25 protein-coding genes are annotated in these 21,326 nt (G+C 58.9%); 17 read left to right on the forward strand and 8 right to left on the reverse strand.

What is annotated here, in order from left to right; genetic code table 11:
- Positions 1-11 precede the first annotated feature (11 nt).
- From G6M89_RS00575 to G6M89_RS00585, 3 genes are read left to right on the forward strand one after another with little or no spacing between them, the layout of a single operon-like run.
- Positions 12-434 (forward strand): DUF4212 domain-containing protein, encoded by a 423-nt coding sequence (locus G6M89_RS00575; protein ID WP_165159849.1) that lies wholly within the window; start codon positions 12-14, stop codon positions 432-434.
- The gene (locus G6M89_RS00580; protein WP_165159850.1) at positions 434-2,134 is read left to right on the forward strand and encodes a cation acetate symporter; all 1,701 of its coding nucleotides are present in this window, start codon (positions 434-436) and stop codon (positions 2,132-2,134) included. Before G6M89_RS00575 ends, G6M89_RS00580 begins: the two co-directional genes overlap by 1 nt.
- 2 nt (positions 2,135-2,136) lie before the next feature.
- Positions 2,137-2,595: a universal stress protein gene (locus G6M89_RS00585; RefSeq protein WP_165159851.1), complete on the forward strand. Its 459-nt coding sequence runs from the start codon at positions 2,137-2,139 to the stop codon at positions 2,593-2,595.
- 42 nt (positions 2,596-2,637) lie between these two features.
- Here G6M89_RS00585 and G6M89_RS00590 read toward each other — a convergent pair whose 3' ends face one another.
- Together G6M89_RS00590 and G6M89_RS00595 are read right to left on the reverse strand one after the other, a co-directional pair.
- On the reverse strand, positions 2,638-2,862 hold the full coding sequence (locus G6M89_RS00590; protein WP_165159852.1) for a hypothetical protein: 225 nt from the start codon (positions 2,860-2,862) through the stop codon (positions 2,638-2,640).
- Between the two features lie 113 nt (positions 2,863-2,975).
- The gene (locus tag G6M89_RS00595) at positions 2,976-3,461 is read right to left on the reverse strand and encodes a cupin domain-containing protein (RefSeq protein ID WP_165159853.1); all 486 of its coding nucleotides are present in this window, start codon (positions 3,459-3,461) and stop codon (positions 2,976-2,978) included.
- A 137-nt stretch (positions 3,462-3,598) separates the two neighbouring features.
- Between G6M89_RS00595 and G6M89_RS00600 the strand changes: the two genes are divergently transcribed.
- From G6M89_RS00600 to G6M89_RS00620, 5 genes are all read left to right on the forward strand, one after another.
- Complete coding sequence (locus G6M89_RS00600; protein ID WP_165159854.1) at positions 3,599-4,150, forward strand: tRNA (cytidine(56)-2'-O)-methyltransferase; 552 nt, start codon at positions 3,599-3,601, stop codon at positions 4,148-4,150.
- A 95-nt stretch (positions 4,151-4,245) separates the two neighbouring features.
- On the forward strand, positions 4,246-4,500 hold the full coding sequence (locus tag G6M89_RS00605) for an amphi-Trp domain-containing protein (RefSeq protein ID WP_165159855.1): 255 nt from the start codon (positions 4,246-4,248) through the stop codon (positions 4,498-4,500).
- A gap of 77 nt (positions 4,501-4,577) precedes the next feature.
- Positions 4,578-5,108 (forward strand): transcription factor, encoded by a 531-nt coding sequence (locus tag G6M89_RS00610; protein ID WP_087713834.1) that lies wholly within the window; start codon positions 4,578-4,580, stop codon positions 5,106-5,108.
- A complete protein-coding gene (locus tag G6M89_RS00615) occupies positions 5,108-5,779 on the forward strand; it encodes a DUF2110 family protein (RefSeq protein WP_165159856.1) in 672 nt (223 codons plus the stop codon). Before G6M89_RS00610 ends, G6M89_RS00615 begins: the two co-directional genes overlap by 1 nt.
- A 1-nt stretch (position 5,780) precedes the next feature.
- Entirely contained in the window at positions 5,781-6,557 is a 777-nt protein-coding gene (locus G6M89_RS00620) for a DUF5803 family protein (RefSeq protein ID WP_165159857.1), read from the forward strand.
- Positions 6,558-6,630: 73 nt separating this feature from the next.
- Here the strand turns inward: G6M89_RS00620 and G6M89_RS00625 are convergent, their stop codons facing one another.
- Entirely contained in the window at positions 6,631-7,086 is a 456-nt protein-coding gene (locus G6M89_RS00625; RefSeq protein ID WP_165159858.1) for a chemotaxis protein CheW, read from the reverse strand.
- Between the two features lie 133 nt (positions 7,087-7,219).
- Between G6M89_RS00625 and G6M89_RS00630 the strand changes: the two genes are divergently transcribed.
- The 9 genes from G6M89_RS00630 (at position 7,220) to G6M89_RS00670 (ending at position 18,388) form a co-directional block, all read left to right on the forward strand.
- Positions 7,220-7,933, forward strand: coding sequence for a chemotaxis protein CheW (locus G6M89_RS00630; protein ID WP_165159859.1), 714 nt, complete (start codon positions 7,220-7,222; stop codon positions 7,931-7,933).
- 245 nt (positions 7,934-8,178) lie between these two features.
- On the forward strand, positions 8,179-8,541 hold the full coding sequence (cheY, locus tag G6M89_RS00635; protein WP_087713836.1) for a chemotaxis protein CheY: 363 nt from the start codon (positions 8,179-8,181) through the stop codon (positions 8,539-8,541).
- A complete protein-coding gene (cheB, locus tag G6M89_RS00640; RefSeq protein WP_165159860.1) occupies positions 8,538-9,746 on the forward strand; it encodes a chemotaxis-specific protein-glutamate methyltransferase CheB in 1,209 nt (402 codons plus the stop codon). Before cheY ends, cheB begins: the two co-directional genes overlap by 4 nt.
- Entirely contained in the window at positions 9,739-13,797 is a 4,059-nt protein-coding gene (locus G6M89_RS00645) for a chemotaxis protein CheA (protein ID WP_165159861.1), read from the forward strand. Before cheB ends, G6M89_RS00645 begins: the two co-directional genes overlap by 8 nt.
- A 46-nt stretch (positions 13,798-13,843) precedes the next feature.
- Complete coding sequence (locus tag G6M89_RS00650; RefSeq protein WP_165159863.1) at positions 13,844-14,449, forward strand: chemotaxis protein CheC; 606 nt, start codon at positions 13,844-13,846, stop codon at positions 14,447-14,449.
- Complete coding sequence (locus tag G6M89_RS00655) at positions 14,446-15,693, forward strand: chemotaxis protein CheC (RefSeq protein WP_165159865.1); 1,248 nt, start codon at positions 14,446-14,448, stop codon at positions 15,691-15,693. Before G6M89_RS00650 ends, G6M89_RS00655 begins: the two co-directional genes overlap by 4 nt.
- Positions 15,690-16,223 carry a chemotaxis protein CheD gene (locus tag G6M89_RS00660; protein WP_165159867.1) on the forward strand — a complete coding sequence of 178 codons (534 nt, stop codon included), beginning with the start codon at positions 15,690-15,692 and terminating at the stop codon, positions 16,221-16,223. Before G6M89_RS00655 ends, G6M89_RS00660 begins: the two co-directional genes overlap by 4 nt.
- The gene (locus G6M89_RS00665; protein ID WP_165159869.1) at positions 16,220-17,035 is read left to right on the forward strand and encodes a protein-glutamate O-methyltransferase CheR; all 816 of its coding nucleotides are present in this window, start codon (positions 16,220-16,222) and stop codon (positions 17,033-17,035) included. Before G6M89_RS00660 ends, G6M89_RS00665 begins: the two co-directional genes overlap by 4 nt.
- Positions 17,036-17,125: 90 nt before the next feature.
- Complete coding sequence (locus G6M89_RS00670; RefSeq protein WP_165159871.1) at positions 17,126-18,388, forward strand: hypothetical protein; 1,263 nt, start codon at positions 17,126-17,128, stop codon at positions 18,386-18,388.
- 20 nt (positions 18,389-18,408) lie between these two features.
- Here the strand turns inward: G6M89_RS00670 and G6M89_RS00675 are convergent, their stop codons facing one another.
- The 5 genes from G6M89_RS00675 to G6M89_RS00695 are packed head-to-tail and all read right to left on the reverse strand — an operon-like array spanning position 18,409 to position 21,325.
- Positions 18,409-19,167, reverse strand: a complete 759-nt coding sequence (locus G6M89_RS00675; RefSeq protein WP_165159873.1) for a hypothetical protein — start codon at positions 19,165-19,167, stop codon at positions 18,409-18,411.
- Complete coding sequence (locus G6M89_RS00680; protein WP_165159875.1) at positions 19,167-19,682, reverse strand: hypothetical protein; 516 nt, start codon at positions 19,680-19,682, stop codon at positions 19,167-19,169. The genes G6M89_RS00675 and G6M89_RS00680 overlap by 1 nt, the downstream gene beginning before the upstream one ends.
- On the reverse strand, positions 19,679-20,137 hold the full coding sequence (locus G6M89_RS00685; protein WP_165159877.1) for a hypothetical protein: 459 nt from the start codon (positions 20,135-20,137) through the stop codon (positions 19,679-19,681). Before G6M89_RS00685 ends, G6M89_RS00680 begins: the two co-directional genes overlap by 4 nt.
- On the reverse strand, positions 20,131-20,775 hold the full coding sequence (locus G6M89_RS00690; protein ID WP_165159879.1) for a hypothetical protein: 645 nt from the start codon (positions 20,773-20,775) through the stop codon (positions 20,131-20,133). The genes G6M89_RS00685 and G6M89_RS00690 overlap by 7 nt, the downstream gene beginning before the upstream one ends.
- Before the next feature lie 4 nt (positions 20,776-20,779).
- The gene (locus tag G6M89_RS00695; RefSeq protein ID WP_206335404.1) at positions 20,780-21,325 is read right to left on the reverse strand and encodes a hypothetical protein; all 546 of its coding nucleotides are present in this window, start codon (positions 21,323-21,325) and stop codon (positions 20,780-20,782) included.
- Position 21,326 lies beyond the last annotated feature (1 nt).

Raw genomic sequence — 21,326 nt, forward strand, 5'->3', positions numbered from 1 at the left:
CGCAATCAACTATGGCAGATAATACCACTCACGATTCGACAGACGCCGCGGAGACGGATGGTGGCGTCACGACGGAAGCGTACCTCGATAAGGAAATAAACATCTTCAAGCCCGCGACGCCGTTCATGCGGGACCATCTTCGGGTGATCTGGCTGTCGTTTGCCGCGTGGGCTATCGTCGTTTTCGGCCCGACGACCGCGCTACTGATCGAAGCCGAGTTCCTCGACTCGAGCGTGATGACCGGGACGACGGTGTTGGGCGGCTTCCCGCTGCACTTTTTCCTAGCGGCGATTGTCACGCCGCTTGGCGCGTTGTTGCTCTCGGTCGCATACGCCATGCAGCGTGACCGCCTCGACACCAAGTACGGCATCTCACACGACGACGATGACCCCGACTCGAGTAGCACCGTTGCTGCTGACGGAGGTGAGAACTGATGTTAGGATTGCTCGAGCCAGTGCTCCTCGAGACGGCGCTCGATGTTGGTGACTTTAAACTCGTTCCGGCGCTGACGGTGGCTGCAATGCTGGCACTGTTCCTTGGTGTTGGCTACTTCTTCCGCGTAGCTGCAGTCGACGAACTATGGGTTGCCGGTCGCTCGATCGGGTCGATTGAAAACGGGATGGCGATTGGGGCTAACTGGATGAGTGCAGCCTCGTACCTCGGCGTCGCAGCATTAATCGCGACGCTTGGGTACTTCGGGCTTGCCTACGTCGTCGGCTGGACGACAGGGTACTTCATCCTCCTGATCTTCATGGCGGCGCAGTTCCGCCGATTCGGGAAGTACACCGCGCCCGACTTCGTCGGCGACCGATTCTACTCCGACTGGGCGCGCGGCATAGCCGCGTTCACCACGCTCGCCATTGCGTTTACCTACGCGATTGGGCAGGCAAGCGGCATGGGACTGATGGCCCAGTACATCTTCGGCATCTCCTACGAGATGGGCGTGATTCTGCTGATGGCCGTCACCATCGGCTACGTCGCTCTTTCCGGCATGTTGGGGACGACGAAGAACATGGCCATCCAGTACATCATCCTCATCATCGCGTTCACGCTCGGTCTCTACGCGACCGGCTGGACGGAAGGCTGGTCTACTGCCCTTCCGTATCTGGAGGCCGGTTCCCAGGTCGCTGAGGCAGCCAGCCTCGAGGCACAGTTCGTTGAACCGTTCGCGAGTGTGGGCTACTACGGCTGGATCGCACTGGCCTTTAGCCTGATCGTTGGTACCTGTGGACTCCCGCACGTCCTCGTGCGTTTCTATACGGTCGATAACGAGCGGACCGCCCGCTGGTCGACCGTCTGGGGCCTGTTCTTCATCTGCCTGCTGTACTGGGGTACTGCGACGTACGCCGCGTTCGGTGGGCTACTCTACGATAGCGAAGTCAGCGGCGGCGACGGCTTTACCGGTATGGCTGGTGAGGAGGCCGACGCGCTGGTCGTCCTCACGACCCAACTCGCGGGACTGCCAGAATGGCTCGTTGGTCTGGTCGCAGCAGGCGCGGTCGCAGCCGCGCTGGCGACGACCGCAGGGCTGTTCATCACGGCCTCGTCGGCAGCAGCTCACGACATCTACACGAACCTTTACAAGGACAACGCAACCCAGCGTGAGCAGATGGTCGTCGGTCGTTTGACGATCCTCGGTATCGGTGTACTCGTGACCCTCATCGGGCTCAACCCGCCAGCGCTGATCGGTGAACTCGTCGCGATGTCGTTCGCCATCGCTGGCTCCGTCTTCTTCCCAGTCTTCTTCCTCGGGCTCTGGTGGGAGCACACGACTCGAGAAGGTGCTATCACCGGCATGCTCACCGGCATCGTCATCTCGTTCGGTGCGATTCTCAACGACACCGCGATTCCGATGTACACGGGCGTCGAAGAAGCCGTGATCCCGGCACTTGCGACGTGGCTCCCAGGCACGTCCTCTGCACTCGTGGGCGTGCCGGTCGTCTTCGCCGTGATCATCGTCGTCTCGATTCTCACGGAGGAGCCACCGGAGGATGTCAAACGCCTCGTCCGGCAGTGTCACAGCCCAGAACCGATGAGCCGCATGGAAACCGCCGAAGACGTGGCAACTGACGGCGGCACCGACGATTCCGTCGCCACTGACGGCGGCGTCGACACCGACACGGAGGCTGAGTAACGATGTACGACACCATTCTCGTCCCCACCGACGGCAGCGACGTTGCAGAGAACGCAGTCGACCACGCAGTCGACCTCGCGAGACAGTACGATGCCGACATCCACGCGCTGTACGTCGTCGACCTGGATGCAATGGACGTCGCCGTCGGCACCGAACAGATCGACCGCTTTAAACAAGGCAATCTAAGCGACCTGCCCGAACTCGAGCAGCGAGCCACGGACGCGACTGGCAGCGTCGCCCAGCAGGTCAGCGAGAGCGGCATCGACGTCACGGAGGCGATCATCGCTGGCAACCCGCACACGCAAATCGCCAACTATGCTGACGACCATGACGTCGACCTGATCGTCATGGGATCGGCAGGCCGTGGCGGCGTCCGCCGGGTGCTGCTCGGGAGCGTTGCTGAACGAACGCTGCGCTCGACGCAGAAGCCAGTACTGGTCGTTGACATCGACCGAGAGTAACGAACTATACGCAGCCGTTTCGTTTTTATTGTTCAGTCTGTCTCACTGCTCGCGCTCCGACGAGCGTGCCAGCTCGAGGCTCGCGAAGAAGCCAAAGTACGCGATGATACCGGCAAGCATGAACATGTAGTACGCCCAGTCTGGGCCCTCGAGCACGCGAAAGAGCAGATCGACCATCGTTACCCAGGCGACGGCAAACGCGAGGTCGACGAGCAGTCCCCACCGCTCTTCTCGAGCCGTTGTGATCCACTCGCGAACGCCGCTCATTGGCCACCCACCCGGTGACTGCGTCTGCCACTCACCCGTTCGAGCATTACGGTACTGTTTCGCACACCACCGAAAAAAGCTATCGACAGCGGCTGGCGACAGGCTGCACCCGGTCAGCCGTCCCAGTAGTCGACGTCGTCCTCGAGACGATAGGTGCCCTCAAGCGAGCGCTCATCACGCCCGCCCGGTGGCGAGCCGACGTAGACCCCGAACGTCTCGTTCTCGGGGTACACAGTGATATCCGGTTCATTCATCGTCGAGAGCAGGAGATATCGCAGCGGGTCGTCGCTATCGTTGACGATCCGATGGCCACCACGTTCACTTGCGGGGAACGTGACGTAGTCTCCAGTCTCGAGCGGCTGCTCTCCGTCCGCTGCGATCAACAACCCGTCGCCGGAGAGGACGTACAGCGCTTCCTCGTTCGCCGTGTGATAGTGATAGGGCCACGACCGCGCTCCCGGCGGCAGTTCGTAGAGGCTGCAACCGATGTCGGCTGCGTCAACAGCGTTCGAGAGTTCTTTCCGGCGAAACTCCGTTTCATCGTCGGCCTCGGGATCGTATCGCTGCCACTCGAGGTCGTGCTCGTTGCGTTTGTCCATACAGAACCCATTCGGTGTGGTACCATTGAACTATTGAACGCCCGTCACTGACTGCGGCCTGGACTCTCGGTTTGACCGTGAAACTCCGCCCAAGCGAAAGCGAAACCACCTAACCGCCGCCGGGACTGCACTCGAGTATGCACACCGAATCGACGGTCGCCGTCCTTCGACTCGGCCACCGGCCCGGCCGGGACGAGCGGATGACGACCCACGTCGGACTTACAGCGCGGGCACTCGGCGCTGACCGGGTCTGGATCCCGGACAACGCGGGCCAATCGCTCGAGACGGTCAGCGATATCACGGACCGCTTTGGGGGTCCCTTCGAGGCGGAGTTGACGGATTCGCCGAAGGGAATTATCCGAAACTGGGATGGGCGGGTCGTTCACCTCACGATGTACGGCGAGCGCGTGCAGGACGTTGAAGCCGATATCCGCGACGCACACGCAGACGGCGAGGACCTACTCGTCGTCGTCGGCTCCGAGAAAGTCTCCTTCGACGTCTACGAGGAGGCCGACTGGAACGTCGGCGTCACTAACCAACCTCACTCCGAAGTGGCCGGCCTCGCCGTCTTTCTCGACCGACTATTCGAGGGACGCGAACTCGAGCGCGAGTGGGAGAATGCGGATCGGCAGGTAATCCCGATGGAGACAGGCAAACGAGTTGAGCCAGCCGACGACGAGGGACAGTAGTCGAGTCTCGGACAGAGCGACCGATGGGGCTAATTGCCTGCCGACTTGCCTGTTCGTAGCCAATCTATTTGTGTCCATCCGGTGGCAGATGTCCTATGGCTGAAACCACGGCAAACACGGACGACCTCTCACGCGACGAAGCAGCAGACCTCCTCCAGGGACTTGCACACGAACTCCGTGGCACCGGTGATGCAAACATCCGAATCGGCAACAAGACGCTGACACTCCAGCCCAGTTCAACAGTCGAGTACGAAATCGAAGCCGAAGAGCGCTCGCCGATGCTCGGTGGCAACCGCGAGGCGGTGTCGGTGACCGTCAGCTGGGAACTTGAGGACACCGGGGCGGAGTGACACACCCACCCGCACTGGGTTTCCGTGCGGGCAGAAGTTGACAAGACTTAATGGCTGCATGGCGTTAGTGGTAGGTAATGGCTTTTGAGGACCTGCTCGAGGATCCGGTCGTTCAAAAGTATCTTCACGAGCTTGTCGGTCCCAAGGGGATGCCGGTTGCAGCGGCACCACCTGACGGGGAAGTGACCGACGAGGAGCTTGCAGAAGACCTGGATCTCGAGCTAAACGATGTACGACGGGCGCTGTTTATCCTGTACGAGAACGATCTCGCAACCTACCGACGGCTGCGAGATGAAGACTCGGGGTGGCTCACCTACCTCTGGACGTTCCAGTACCAGAACATCCCGGAGAATCTCGAGGAGGAGATGCACCGTCTCCATGACGCCCTCGACGATCGACAGGAGTACGAACGCACCCACGAGTTCTACCTCTGTGAAATCTGTTCCATCCGATTCGAGTTCGGCGAAGCCATGGACTTTGGCTTTGAATGCCCCGAATGTGGCTCGCCACTCGAGTCGATGGATAACGACCGCCTCGTCACCGCGATGGAAGACCGCCTCGCGGCGCTCGAGGACGAACTTAATCTCGATACGAACGCGGACGCCTAATGGTCGTACTCGCAACGAAACTTTACGTCGACGGTGATGCACAGGACCGAGCGCTCGATTCGCTGCGCTCGCTCGTCGGAAACGAAATTACAGATCTCGATGTCGAATACGAGGTCGGCTTGCGCCACGATGACTTCCCTACCGTCACCATCGACGGGGACGACGCCGTCGTCGCGCGAAACGTCCTCCGCGAGGAGTTCGGCGAAATCGTCACCGACCTCGAGGACGGCGAAGTCTATACGGGCACGCTGATCTCGTGGGACGAAGACGGCTTCGTCCTTGATGCCGGACAGGCAATCGAACTGTCGACGGACGACCTCGGGCTTGGCCCCGGGACAGGCATCCAGATTCGCGACCGCTACGGACTGGTTCAGCATATGCCGCTGCGATTCGTCTATCACGAGGACGGGCCGGCGACGCTGGCTGAGGAGGAAGTCGACCGCCTCTACGAGTGGACACGCGGTGATGGCCGACTCAACGTCAACAGTGCAACGCGTGCGGAGGTTCGAGCGACACTGAATCGCGCGGGCCACGCACAGGACTACATCACCGTCGAGCGACTTGGCCTCTTAGAACAGAGCGTCATCTGTACCGAAGGCACCGATCCGCCGGGGCTGCTCGCAAGCGTCGGCGAGTACCTCCCTGCGGAACTGCGGTGTGTCGTCCCGTAATATGAATCGCCGACTCGTTCTCGCAGTGATCGCGGTCGGCTTCCTTGTCGGCTTAGCTGGCTGTTCGATGATCTTCGGCGGCATCTCCGACGAGGACCTCGATCAGGAGCAAGACTACGACGACCTGCGCGACAGCGACGCCGACGTGGCGATCGATATCGAAGGTGGCGGCCTCATCAGCAGCAGTGAGTTCCGCGCCGTTTACGATCTCAACGAAACTGACGACCTCTCGCTGTATCGGACCAGTTTCTATCGGGACGAAGCACTCGACATCCACAGCGTCCGGTATTGGTACCCTAACAATGGCACCGAAGTAACCGGCTCGGACCTCGAGATAGATCAAGGCCGCTCGAGTACGGACGTACAGGTTCCAGATGGGAACGGGACGCTTGCGTTCTCGGGGAGTGGCGGCAGCCAGACGTTCCAGTTGCCGGCGTACACCCACGGCTCGTACGAACTCACGTTGCCCGAAGACCATCGAACGTCGAACTTCCTGTTCGGCGACGTGAATCCGGGTGGCTATGACCGCGACATTAGCGATAATCGCGAGCAGTTGACCTGGGATCACGTCGATAGTACGCTCTCAGTGCGATTCTATCAGACGCGGGATATCCCACTGTTCATCGGGCTGGTCGTCACTGCTGTGGTCCTTGGCGGAATCGGGGTCGCCTACTACTACCGAAAGGTACAGCGACTCCAAGAAGAGCGCAAAGAGATGGGCCTCGATATCGATATCGACGACGATTCTGACGATGGTCCGCCGCCCGGACTCCGGTAGTCTGAGCGTTGGTTCCATCTTGCACGATAGGTCCTTTTTGTACTGAATAACGAGGGCGCGACAGCAGACCGAATTAGCCGTGAATTGCTGTTTCGTCGAGTAAAATTGCGCCACCGTCATCGAATTCGAACCGGCCAGCGATGTACTGGGTTGGTGCCTGTGTCGGCTCGAGTGACGAGGCCTGGACCGTTCTCGTGACATCGACGCCGTCGACCAGCCAGCCGTAGTACGTACCACTATCATCAGGTTCGCTCAGCACGAGCAACATTGGATCGTCGATTCGAGCGGTAGTTTTTGTCACACCGGCAAACACCCGTGGTAGGTCGACAATGCGAACGCGAGCGTCGCCAACCGAGACCGAACCAGCGTTCCACGGATCATCAGCATTCTCGAGTTGGGTTGTCTCTGAGACGGCGCGAACGGTCGCAACGGCGTCAGTGCGGACGCAATAGCGGTCATCCGCAAGCTCGAATGTAAGGACAGAAAACTGCTCGTCGGGAGGTGGATCAGTATTAGAAGCAGGGGGCATCGTTTGCGAAAGCGGGAACGAGACGCCGAAAAATAAACTCCTCGCTTTGCCAGATTGCGTGAGCGAGTCACACGCCACAGCGAACTCGAGGGGATCAATGTTTTATCGCTGGACTTGGATACTCGAACAGAACATGGCTCCGGACCTCCCCGACAAACTACTCGGTATCGACCTCGACGAGGCTCAATCGACGCGCGAGACAGATCGTTCCGACGACGATGACGTTGACGAGGAACATATTCGCGTCGTCCGGTTTCTGGTCGGAGACCACCGTCTCGCGGTGCCGGTCGACGACGTGCGGACGACGATGGACGTTCCCGGCGACCTCACTGAAGTCCCACGAACGCCCGAGGCTGTCGAGGGCCTCACTGACCTTCGCGGCGAGATCACAGCCGTTATCGATCCAACTGTTCACTTTCCAACGGAAACTGCCGGCTCCGAGCGCGAGCAACTGCTCGTCTTCGACCGCTCGAGTGAGGGCCAACCAGCAGCAATTCGCGTCGACGAGATTCAACAGGTCGCGTCGATCCCAGAACGCGACGTACTCGACGCCGACGAGGCAACCAAACGCGACCTCTCTGCCGACGCCCTCGAGCATCCACTCGTTCAGTCGCTCGTCGTACAGGAACACCGCCGGTCGCGTCGATTTGGGTCGGCAGTTGTCTCGCCGACAGCAGCAGACGAGTCAGAGACGGAGATCACAGCGACAGACGACGAGAGCGGTCAAACGGATGATTCGGTGTCGCGAGGGGAACCTACAGGGCCACAGACGGTTATCGAAGTTACGCCGGTGATTGATACGGATCAGTTGCTTGCGGCGGCCGGGCCCACAGTCCACAGTCGATAATGGCGATTGAGGCAGTTCATTGGAGAGTCAAGAGTGGAATCACCCGGCGGACGCGGCCGGGTGACAGTGACGTGTGCTGGAGTGCCTTCTAGATCGGGAGTCATCGAGAGTTCTTTTGGTAACAACCGCTCGAAATAGGACGTCTGAGCAGGCTCTGACGGCAATTATGCCGCTTATCAGAGGTGATAATTGAGAGACAGCATTTATGGTAGTTCTATGGCAATCAGCAGTTGGTGTACTAGTGAATGTCGACAGGGGTGCTCATCGTAGACGACTCACATTTTATGCGGAATCTATTGCGGCAGATTCTCGAACAGGACCACCGCATTCTGGGTGAGGCGTCGAACGGGGCTGAGGCAGTCAAGTTGTACAAAGAACACGAACCCGATATCGTGATGATGGACATCGTCATGCCCAAATGCAACGGCATCAAGGCAACGGCAGCCATCAAGAAAATAGACCCGAGCGCCCGTGTGATTATGTGCACGAGCGTCGGACAGCGCGAGAAGATGAAACTCGCCGTCAAAGCCGGGGCGGACGGCTACGTGACGAAACCCTTTGAGGAGCCAAGCGTCAGGAAAGCCCTCACGGACGTCGTTGCTGCATGACGCGAGTACTCGTTGTCGACGACTCGCAGTTCTTCCGAACAGTCGTCGGCAACGCGCTCACTGAAACCGGTTACACGATTGAAACGGCTGACGACGGTCTCGAGGCTGTCAAAACGGCTGCAACGTTCGATCCCGACGTAATCACGATGGACGTCAAGATGCCCGAACTAAACGGCATTGACGCTCTCGAGCGAATTATGCAAACCTCGCCGGTTCCCGTGATCATGGCCAGTGCATATACCGAAGCAAACGCGGATGCGACCTTCGATGCACTCGAGGCCGGCGCCGTCGACGTCATCGAGAAACCCGACGGCTCGGGCTCGAGAAATATCGCCCACTTCGTCGACGAACTCGAGGAAACGATCGAGCGACTCTCGGATGCGGATATTTCGGCACTCGCACTCGAGCAAACCGCAGCGACGGCACAGTTGACCCGTGCGCGAATGCAGGGGTCCTCAGAGCCGGCGACGTCGCCGACATCGGCGCGTGCCTCGGCCGCTGGCACTAGCTCGACACAGACCGACGTTGGAACGGCCGGTCCAACCGGCGCTGACGTCTCGGTTGAACAGCCAGCAGCGCCACTCGAGGACCAGACGACAGTGGCAGACGACGACGCTGTACCACCGACGATCATCATCGGGGCCTCGACCGGCGGCCCGAAGATTGTCGAACGAGTCTGTGCAGAACTCCCACGAACGCTTCGTGCGCGAGTGGTCATTGTACAGCACATGCCTGCGGATTTCACGGCACGATTCGCAGAACGACTCGATTCACGGACGACGTACGACGTCACCCACGCTACCGATGGCGACTGGGTCAGTGCCGGCGAGGCTGTTGTCGCACCTGGCGACGCAGACCTCGAGATTACGACCGACGCCGACGGTGCGTTTCGGGTTCGACTGGTCGATGGCGGCGAGACGATCCAGCCGTCGATCGATGTAACCATGAAAAGCGCCGCCACGACGATTTCGGCGTCGCTCTGTGGTGTCGTCTTGAGCGGCATGGGGAGCGATGGCGCGGCCGGTATCGAGGCAATCGCCGCTGCCGGCGGCCAGACGATTGCACAGGATGAGTCGACGAGTCCCGTGTTCGGAATCCCCTGTCAGGCGATCGAAACCGGGTGCGTCGACACAGTCGCACCCGCCGGCGACCTCGTCGACGAACTCGTCGAAGCAACCACAACGACAGGTGACAGTGATGACTGAGTACTGGGCAGATTTTGTTCGCGAAAGTCGCGATCGGATTACGGAACTCAACAACGCACTGTTGACCCTCGAGCGCAATCCAGATGACTCCGAAGCGATGGAGGAAGTGTTCCGGATCGCACACACGCTCAAAGGGAACTGCGGTGCAGCGGGTCTCGAGGGCGCAAGCGAACTCGCACACGCCATCGAGGACCTATTAGACGCTGTCCGTGCCGGCCGACTCGAGGTCTCGCCGGAGTTGATGGACGATATCTTCGACGCCGTCGACGACCTCGAGACAATGGTCGAGCGCGTTGCTGACCACCAAGAGCGTGGCGAGGTCGATGTGACGGCGCTCCAGACTGCGCCCTCTGCGTCGATCCAATCGTTGCGCTCCCATCTCGAGGGACCAGCACCGATCGATGTGCCGACCGACGAGGAGATCGAAGAGGTCCTCTCGCGGTTCGAACAGCCAGCCGGCGACCAGAACGTCTATCTGGTTCGTATCTCGGTCGCCGAGAGCGAAGTCGAGGGCGAAAACGCCGGTATTCTGGTTGTCAAAGCCCTGATCGACGCGTTCGACCTCATCGGGACGGCTCCGCCACGACACGCAATCGAAGCACACGCGTACAACGGCCGATTCGACGCTGTCTTCGCGAGCGCGGTGACGAAAGCCGCGATCGCCTCCGGCCTCGAGCCGGTTGATGAAGTGGCTGACTTCGAACTCGTTGACGTGACCGAGCAGTTCGATGACATCGCCGCGATGGATACGGACGAATCAGAGTCCAGCCTCTCGGACCCAGATATTAGCGCGGACGAAGCGAAAGACCTCGAGGTCGACGAACTCCTCGGCGAGTTCGACCAGTACGATGACCTCGATAACCTCGTCGAGGAAGTCGAAGACGACGATGATCTCGATGCGTTCGACAACATGGGGAAAGCAGGGTCGTTCGAGGACCTCCTCGGCGACGACGATGTCGAAATTGAATTCGACGAAGCGAACGATGTTGACGCCGATGCCGACTCGGCAGCCGACGCGGACGTCACTCCAGCGGACACCCAAGCCGCAACCGACTCGAGTGCCGCCTCAGAGGCGTCCGACACTGGGGCTGCAGCCGACGAGGACTCTGAAACCGTTGACGACGCCGAAGCGGTGTTCCAGGAACTCAAAGACGAAGTCGAGATGGTCGGCTTCGACGAACTGCAGGAAGAACTCGACGAGCTCGAGTTTGACGAGTTCGATACCGACGACGAGGTCGGCATGGACGAACTGCTCGGCGACGACCTCGAAACAGACAGCGATGAGACGTTCCTCGGCGAGCCGCCTGCTGATTCCGATACTGTCGAGACTGACGAGTCCGACGCAGCCCTTGAGGACGATCTCGAGGACCTCGTCACCGGCGACGAGTCGGCAGACGAGGGAGATCCGGTACCCGACAACAACGATGCCGACGCCGACGATAGCGCGACCGACGTTGGAACGGCTGGAACCGGGCTCGAGACGGCACCTGATGCAGATGCTGAGACAGACGGTCAGGACGAGTCCGAGCAAAGCGATGTGTCCGACGATGTCGAACATGGCGACGACTCACTCGAGGAAGACGTCGACCGCGAGTCGATCGAGGACGAGCCGTCCGCCGAAGAAGACGACACAACGGACGTCGACGAAGACGGCTTCGGCGACGATCCGAGCGTGTCCGAGTTCACTGAGACAAGCGACGAAGACACGGCTGCCGTCGTCGAGCAGGAAGACGACACTGTTTCCGAGGAGATCGATGAAGACGACTCTGACGAGTCAGATGCTGATGACGACTTCGCGACCGGTGGATTCGAGCCAGCGACTGACAGTCTCGAGCCAGTGACGACTGATACGGACGATAAAGTCGACACCGACAACAACATCGTGGACTTCAGCAAGTTCGGCAGTGAAATCGGCGCGACCGTTGCCGACGAGGGTGGCCTCGAGGCGGGCGACACGGAGACAGCGGATGCGTCGGCGGCTGACGAAGCTGGCGATCCAGAGGCGGCAGACGCGTCGACTGCTAACGAGACTGGTGACGAAACAGCGTTCGGTGACGGTAAAACCCACGACGACTCGCTCGAGACCGACGACGAGTGGACCACACCCGATGCTGATTCGGTCGACTCGTTTACCGATGCCGACACTCTCGACGAATCGGCGTTCACGGATGATGATCTTTCGGACTCATTCGAGACGACAGTCGACACTGACGCCGCTGCGTTCGACCAAGACCTCGAGTCCGGCGTCGAATCGGAACTCGATGATGATCGCTTCGACGACGCGGCCGATGAGTTCGAGACGCCAGACGACGACACGGCGGCGTTTGAGGCCGTTAGCGACACCTCGGATGCGGAGGCGTTTGAAATCGATGACGATGCCTCCTTCGATGCACTTGAGGCGTCGACGAACGCGACTGTCGAGACCGATTTCAACGAGTCCGATGCGGTGTCCGTCGACACGGAGGCATCACTCGATGACACAGCGGACTCCCTCGAGTCGCTCGAGGATACGCTCGACACCGATGACGCGGAATCCTTCGAGGATACCTTCGGTGACGATGCGTTCGGCGAACTCGAAGACGGCAAGTTCGATATCGCTGATACCTTCGAAGCGGACGACAGCGAGGGCTTTGGCGACGACGCAGCCGACCGTGATGGTGACCGCTCGGACACCGCAGCCGACGACAAAGCGGTTGAACCCGAGATCCGCATCGACGAGCCGTCACTCGAGATACCGGACATCGATCTGCCAGACGATTCGCGTGTCCGCGAGACCGACGACGGGCCCGATGAAATGCAATCCGTTCACGTCGATGTCGAACAGATCGACGAACTGCTCACGCTCGTCGAGGGACTGGTGACCAGCCGTGTTCGGCTCCGACACGCTGTTGACGCCGACGAGGATCGCCAGGCACTCGAGAGTGAACTCGACGCACTCGAGGACCTCACGGGTGAGTTACAGGAGACGGTCATGGACGTTCGCCTCGTCCCGCTTGGGACCGTCACGAACCGTCTCCCGCGGGTCGTCCGCGATATCTCGCGCGAACAGGACAAAACTGTCTCGTTCGAAATCACGGGCGAAGACGTCGAACTCGATCGGACGATTCTCGATCGCATCAGCGATCCGCTGATGCATCTGGTTCGAAACGCCGTCGACCACGGCATTGAAGCGCCCGACGAGCGAGCGGACACGGACAAGCCTGAAGCGGGATCGGTCGAGGTTACTGCAACGCGGACGCGCGATCGCGTCGAACTCACTGTCGAAGACGACGGAAGTGGCCTCGATCCGGACCGCCTTCGATCGGAAGCGATCGACGCAGGCGTAATTGGCGAAGACGATGCTGAAGCGATGTCTGACGAACAGGTCTACGACCTCGTCTTCCACCCCGGGCTCTCGACAGCCGATGAGGTCACTGATGTCAGTGGCCGCGGTGTGGGGATGGACGTCGTCAAACGAACCGTCACTGAACTCGACGGCTCGGTCTCGGTCGACAGCACCCCTGGCGACGGGACGACCGTCACGATGATGCTGCCCGTCTCGATCGCGATCGATGACGTGCTGTTCCTCGAGATCGCAGGCCAGGAGTTTGGCATCCCGATCGACGTGGTTCACGATGTTGAATCGGCCACGCTGATCGAGACGGCAGACGGCAAACCGGTGTTGCCCGTTTCCAACGAACCCGACGACGGCGTCGGTGCTGGTTCCGGAGCGACAGCAGTACAATCCACTGTCAGTGCTGGCGCCGAAGAGTCCGGCTCCGGGCACGCTGGAAGTGTCCCAGTCGTCTCACTTACAGATGTTCTCGAGACAAAGGCTGAGACTGAGACGGATGCTGAGCCGGCAGCCGATGGTGATACCAAGAGCGGTGTCGTCGTGCGAATTCGCGACGACGTTCGACAGGTCGCGTTCCAGTGTGACCATGTCTACGGCCAACAGGAGGTCGTCGTAAAACCCTTTGAGGGCTTTATGAGCGGCATTCCGGGCCTCAGTGGCGCAACCGTTCGCGGACGAGGAGAGATAGTTAATATCCTTGATGTGACAACACTATGAACGTGAAACGACACGAAGCGATACAATCACACCCACGGAGGAACCCATGACGATGATGGTCGATATTCGAAAGTTGAGCTTTATAAACGAAATGGCAAAAGTCGGTACGAACGGCGTCGCCGACAATATGAGCAAGCTGACTGGGCAGGACGCCCAGATGGAAGTGACGAAGACAAACTTCGTCGACGTCGCCGATATCGAGTCTCAACTCGACGGTGGCAAACGCGTCGGCGTCCGGGTCAGACTACTCAACCCGCCACACGGACACATTCTCATCCTCTTCCCGGAGGCAAGCGCCAAGAAGATCACCGCGATCATGCTTGACGACGTTGTTGACGACATGTCCGACGTCTCCGGAAAGATGGCACGCAGTGCCGTCGAAGAGATGGGGAACATGATGGCCAGTGGCTTCATCGACGGCTGGGCCGACGTACTCGGGCGCGTGATCGACGTTGCTGCACCACAGCTCGTCTACGCGCCAACCGAGGAAATCGTCACCCGAACGGCAAATCTGGGCGATGATGATCTCGCCCTGTTTTTCGATTCGGACCTGTCGGTGCCAAGCTACCAGATCGAAGCCGAAATTTATGCCTTCCCCGAACTCGAAGAGTTCGTTGAAATGGTCAACCAAACCGACGTCAAACCGGCATGAAACTCGACGTCAACGCACTCGGGACGTTCTACCGAATGGCCCGAGAGGGTGCTGGGTTAGCCGCCGGTCGGCTCACTCATATGACCGATGTCGAGACGCGCGTCGGCGTCACGAAACTCAACTTCATGCGCGGGCACGAACTCCGCCACGATTTTGAGGACGCTGGCGAGAAGGTCGGCGTTCGCGTCGAACTCAGCGGTGCGATCGACGGCTACTCCGTCATCGTCTTCGACCGCGCAAACGCCTTGCGCATCGTCGAAACGCTCGTCGAGAAGTCCGACGCAGAGGAGTTCGACGAGATGAACCGCAGCGCAGTCACCGAAGTCGGCCAGATTATGAACAACGGGTTTATTGATGGCTGGGCCGACGTTCTCGAGACTGTCATCGACGTTTCGACCCCCGAGTTCATCAAAGGCGACTCCGCAGAACCGTTCCTCGGCGACATTGAAACGGCCTCAGGCGATGAACTCGCCCTTCTCTTTCAGAGCCAGATCGAAGCCGTCGGCACCGAAGTCGGCTTCAGTCACTATCTGTTCCCAACGCGGGACTCGATGGCCGATCTGTTAGAGCAACTGCGAGCAAGCAACGGCATTGAGTACGACAAACTCGACGGCTTCGACCGCATGGCCGAACGCGGTGCCGAAGAGATCGCCAAAACGGCGACCACGCTGACCGGCATCGAAACCAGCGTCGACATCCGCCGGCTGAATTTCGTCTCGCTCGAGGCGATCCCCCAGCAGGTGCCAAACGAGAAACTGGTCGGTGTCGCCTTCGAATTTGAGGGCACGCCGAGTGGCTTTTTGCTCTTCTTGTTCGACGAGGAGTCGGCCGATGAGATCATCGATGCAATGGTTCCGTCGGGTACGGCGTCGGGAGACGACGACACGGACGGCTACGACCAAATGGGCCGCAGCGCGATCACTGAACTCGGAAACATCATGGCCAGTGGCTTTCTCGACGGCTGGGCAAACGTCCTTGATACGACAATCGACCACTCGACACCGGAGTTCATCCACGACATCGGTGCTGCAGCCGTCGACCCGGTCGTTATCCGACTTGGAGAAAATCAAGAGTTTGCGTTCGTCTTCGATACGGTCATCACCGCCGACGGCCGAGAGTTCGACTGTGAAGTGTACGCCATTCCCGACGAATCCGACCTCGAACGTGCGCTGAACGACCTCGATGTCGAACGAATCGAGGAGACGCCGACGACAGCGGACTTCCAGCAAGTGAACAACACATGAAAACATACGGAAGCGAACCGGGCATGCCATCGTCTGTCCAGGTCGGGATTTCCGAACTGGTCGTCAGCGATGGCACCGAAGACAGCGACGAGACGCTCAAATCGTACGGGCTCGGCTCGTGTCTCGCGATTGCACTGTACGACCCCGAGACCGGCATTGGCGGCCTCGCACACGCAATGCTCCCTGATGGCGATACGGCCGACCACAGCGATCGCAAACCCGGCAAGTACGCCGACACCGCGATTCGTGCGATGCTCCGTCGAATGGTCGAACGCGGAGCCAGCTACACAGCCGTCGAAGCGAAACTCGCTGGCGGCAGTGACATGTTCGATTTCGATAGCTTTGGCGATGGCGTCGGCCAGCGCAACATCGTCGCCGCCAGAGAGGAACTTGAGCGCCTCGGCGTCCCAATCGTCGCCGAAGACGTCGGCGGCGACCGCGGGCGCACCGTCGAATTCTCTCCCGAGTCCGGAACGCTTCTGGTAAAGTGCTCGAGCGACGAGGGGGAAGACGGAGTGACTAAATTGTGACCGACGAGTCGTTCGACGAACTCCTCGAGTACGTCGAGCACGAACTGAATTTCGCGACGAGCCACTACAACGACAGCTATCTTGACCGCCGTGTCTCCTCGCGCATGCGACGCACGCAAAACGAAACGTATACTGAGTACCTCGAACTGCTACAGGGAGACCCCGACGAACAGGAGGCGCTGTTGCAGGCGATGAGCATCAACGTCACCGGCTTCTTTCGCAATCCCGATGTCTGGGCAGGCATTCGAGACGTGTTGCGAACCCTCTCCACTGCAAACGACGACGTTCGCATCTGGAGTGCCGCCTGCGCAGACGGACGCGAACCCTACTCGCTGTCGATGCTTGCCCACGACGATAGCCAGATTGACGAATCGGCAGTCTCAATTCTCGGCAGCGATATCAGCGAACCCGCCCTCGAGACGGCAAGAGAAGGTGTCTACGAGGAGTCCCGAACGGTTGATTTCAGCGAGCAACTGTCCTTTCTGGATCGCTACGAACAGTACGTCGACCAAGACGAGCGACTGTACTCCATTACCGACCAGATCCAAGAACGCGTCACGTTCGAACGCCACGACCTGATCAATGACGACCCAAAATCCGGCTTTGACCTCGTCGTCTGTCGGAATCTGTTTATCTACATCGACAACGAGTACAAGCGATCGATGCTCGCCTCAATCGCGAAATCGCTTCGGCCGAAAGGCTATCTCGTCATCGGGAAAGCCGAAACAATCCCGCCGAACCTCAAATCCGCCTTCGAAGTCGATGACGCGCGGCTGCGGATCTACCAGCGAGATCCGGACGTCTCGCTGTAGCTCGCCGTATATTCCTTGGAGCGGTCGTCTGTATCGCCCCCTGAATAACACCCTGACATTACATACTCTCTGATCGAATACACTCGCGTAATGACCGGCTCCGATCTCCGCTCGTTTGTCTCACGAACAACCGCCCTTATTTCTGCCACCCCGCCCTCGACCGGCCGCGAAACTCGGGCGTGGATCGTCGATCCGCTCCTCGAGACACTCGGCTGGGACCGCTACGCTGCGTCAACGATCACCGATACAGCCGTCGAGGATGCCCATCTCGAGTACATCCTCGCTGTCGAATCGACCCCTGCGCTGTTCGTCGCCGTCGAGCCGTACGGTCGTGACCTCTCTGAACAGCGCGCTCGTACCCTTCTCGAGGCGATGGCCTGGACGGGCGTCGACCGCGCCCTCTACACAAACGGCCACTCGGTCGCGTTCTTTGCTGGGACGACCGACGCAGACCGATTGCTGTGTCCTCTCACATCGCTTCCCGACCACGAGTCATCACTCGAGCACTACACTCGAGCCGCGGCATCCAAGCGCCTCGAGACGGACACAGCAGACGCTGTTGCCCGTCGGCTCGCGGTCAATCGCTCGAGCGTCACGGAGTCGATTACGGACGAACTGGTAACTGTTGGGGGCGAGACCTACCGCGACGAGTTCGAAACTGCAGCGGATCGACTGCTCGACCGCCTCGTCGTCTCCTTTGCCGACAACGACGCCGAGCGATTCGAACCCGACTCGGACGATGTCGCACTCGAGTTTACGGACTCCTCTCAAGAGCACCCCCAGACAGACTCGGCCGCTGTGTCTCGAGACCCCACTGAAGACGAGTTGAGCGGTGGCTCCGTCGATGAGACAGCACCCACAGCAAATACGGATTCGGACGTGATCGAGGGTGAGAACACAGCCGAAACCAGCAGCAATGAGTCAGCAACCGAACCTGAACCGTCCGAACCTGCGACAGACAGCACTGACGAGGATGCAAATACCGACGAGACTAAGAGCGACCCCGACACCGAATACGTCGCGCGATTCTTCAACGACCGCGGCTCAATCGGCGCGGTCGGCCACTCCCAATCCGAACAGGCACTCGTCAGTGTCGCCGACTATCTCTTCGAGCGCGGCCTCTCTGGGATCACCGTCCCCTGGAGCCCTGATGACGACTCCGTTCCAACGCTTCTCAACGACAACCCACAGCGAGCCACCGGCGACCCAATGGCCTCGCCTCGAGAGTTATCGAACGGACTCACCCTCGAGACTGCCGGTGACGCCGAGTCTCACGCCCGAATTGCAGAAGCACTCGCCGCTCGAGCAGGGTTGCGGGTGATGTTGACGGGCGATTGGGAGTCGCCGGAATAGTCCAGAACAGAACCGTTCGATTAGTAGTCGATTTCGACTTCGACGATTGTGATAAGAATCCGATCCATATCTTCATTATTCCAGTGGGCCTCGTCGAGATAGTCTTCCCATATCTCACTTTCGTCACCACCTGAAACGCTTATCTCAACATCATCTTTGACCAATTTGCTCGTTCGATTTTTAACTGAAACAGAGAATCCTTGACTCCCATCGCTCTGAATGGATTGCCGGTCACCGTCAATTTTGACGAGCGAGAGGATGGCGACATCATCATTGTACTGTAACTTCGGATCAGAGAGGAATAGTCCACCGCCACTCTCAGCTTCTCGGGCCACAGCGCCGCCTTCGTACGAAATCGTGTCCGAACCGGACTCGTAAGTCAGCGATCCGAGGGGGATTGAGTCACCACTGTTCTCGAGGTGTTCGAATCCGTCGGTATCCGTAAGTTGGTTTCCATCGACTTCGATGTCCAGTTCTGGTCCACCGTCGCCATCGACTGTCACCGTCCCGCCACGCACCGTCAATTCACCGTAGCGTTCCTCGAGGCCGTCGTATCGTAGAACATCGTTGAAATTGTCCGCGAGTGTTTGCATCGCTCGGTCCGCGTTCTGCTGTTGTTCGCTTTCCTGATAGCTGTCCATCGCCTGGAAACCAGTCACCGAGAGAATGGCAACCGAGGTGAGAATAATCCCGAAGACGAGGACGAACGCCAGCACCTCAGAGACACCACGGTCATCTCGAGCAAATGTTATCTCGACAGTACAACGATTGTCTCGCATTAGTTGGCCCTCTCAAGTGTGATTCCGTCGTCTTCGTCGTAGCTGATCTCGATTGATCCACCGGAGGCCGTGCTTTCATGGTCGACAGCCGAATCGACAGCAACCGGTACATGGACGACTGCATCGTGATCGTATGTTTCTAACTCGAGACAGGCAGTCTCGGTGTCCTCGAGTAACGGTGCATCCTCCTCGTCACCGCATTTCTCGAGTAACGTGACTGTATATCCTGAATTCGAAACTGTTCGCGGATGATCGACAGTCAGGGTCACGTCCTCTGTTCCATCAGTGCTCGCGATCTGATCGACGTTTCCAATCTCACCCGCGATTCGTTCGCCAACCGTCTCGAGGGAGGTATCCGCTGAGCGGTCAGTCTCTGACTCGAGGAGCGTACTTCCGCTCATTAACAGCATGGCGATGAGAATCGTTGTGATTCCGATGGTCAGGACGTGCGTGATCGCAACAGAGACACCACGTTCCTGTGTTTGGGCTTGGGATTCGTTTCGCGGCCCGATCATGGATGCCCTCCTGGACAGTCATCGGGTTCAATCTCCTCGAGTTCCTGCGTGTAACTGAGGTCAGATGAATCATACCTAATCGAAACAGTTGTATTGACAATTTCCTCTCCATCACGTTCGTACTCATCCAAAGTAATTGTCTGAACCGATGGGCTTGATTGCGCTGTTACGTTCTGATAGTGATCACTCAGTGGTTCAATCTCGTTTCCAAGGTCGTCAGTATCTGCTGTGAAATCTTCGTCATCATTGAGTGCTGCAAGCAGACATCCGATGCTCTGATTCACCTCTGTGTTTGTCACATCGGCCGTACTGGCGCTCTGACTCGAGGACCCCGATGAAACGGTCTCCGTATAGAGAACGCCATTAAAGACGACGACGACACCGAGGATGATGAACGCAAGCGCGATTGCCCCAATGAGGATGACTTGCCCGCGAGAGTGGTCCTCGGTTACCATACGATCACCCGGACCTCCACGACATTGTATAGTTGTGGGTCATCTTTTACTCGCGGAATTGGAACCTCGTAGTCATCTTCTGCACCTTCGAGTGTCTCTTCCCCTATGTTGTTGTCGTCTGGATCAGACGTTACAGTCTGATTGTCATACAGTGCAACAGTATAGCTCGCCGTCACCGCATCGGACGGTGGACTCCCTTGATAGACAAGTGAGCTATTTGCTGGGCCGTGGCCCTCGTCTTCGTAATGTAATTCGACGTTGTAGCTCCATCCACGATCGGCAAAGCGCTCTTCTAGAACGCCACCGAGTGTGGATTCATTGAATTCGGAGACGCTGTACGTATTGTGATCTTCACCCGGTGCAGATGGATCCGTAGCTCCTTCGAACCCGCTATTACCATCCCAGTATCGGATCGTCTCTGAGAGATCTCCATCGTGGGTCGATACCAACAGCGCATCTTGTGCCTCCTGCTGAATCTGGTCTTGTACTGTCCGGTCAGCCAACCCGCCGGTTGTTGGTGTGATAACGACCGACTGCAACGCAAACAACAGCGCCATCAAGACGATCATCGCACCGATGAATCCCTCGAGGGTGTAGGCCTGTCCACGCTCGTCATTGGTGGGTGTATTCCCTCGCATGTGATCACCAGACCCTCACGATGAGTCGGTAGGCGTCTTCATCATCATCATCAACGGAAACGATCCGAGCCGAACTCGCGGCTGGTTGGTCCTCGTCATACGTATCACCAAACGACCACTCATCGTCGTCGCTATCGAGTTCCTGTACAGTCACGTTCAGACGATCAATATTATTGCCACTATTGGCTGTTCGAAGTCCAAACGCCTTCACCATATCGTGCTCATCTTCGAACTCTTCGAGAGCATCGGCATCGATTTCGTTCGGGTCAGCACCCGTCGAAAGATTGTCAAGGGCCTTATCCGAAATCCGATCTGCCTGTGCCGTCTCTGCACCGCCGATGGACGAATCATAGGGTGTCACGATCGAGGGCAGAAACGAGAAGACGAACGCGACGGCGAGGATAAAGATCCCGATGCCGACGGCGAAATCCTGCGTTGTCTGGCCGCGATCGCGGTCGCGCTCGAGTGGAGACGAAATCGTGACCGTCCGTGAGCGCTCGCTGGGGCGGTCGGTCGTCTCGTCTCGAGTGTCGAATCGATCCCGGAACATC

The sequence above is a fragment of the Natronolimnobius sp. AArcel1 genome, assembly GCF_011043775.1.
Taxonomy (GTDB): domain Archaea; phylum Halobacteriota; class Halobacteria; order Halobacteriales; family Natrialbaceae; genus Natronolimnobius.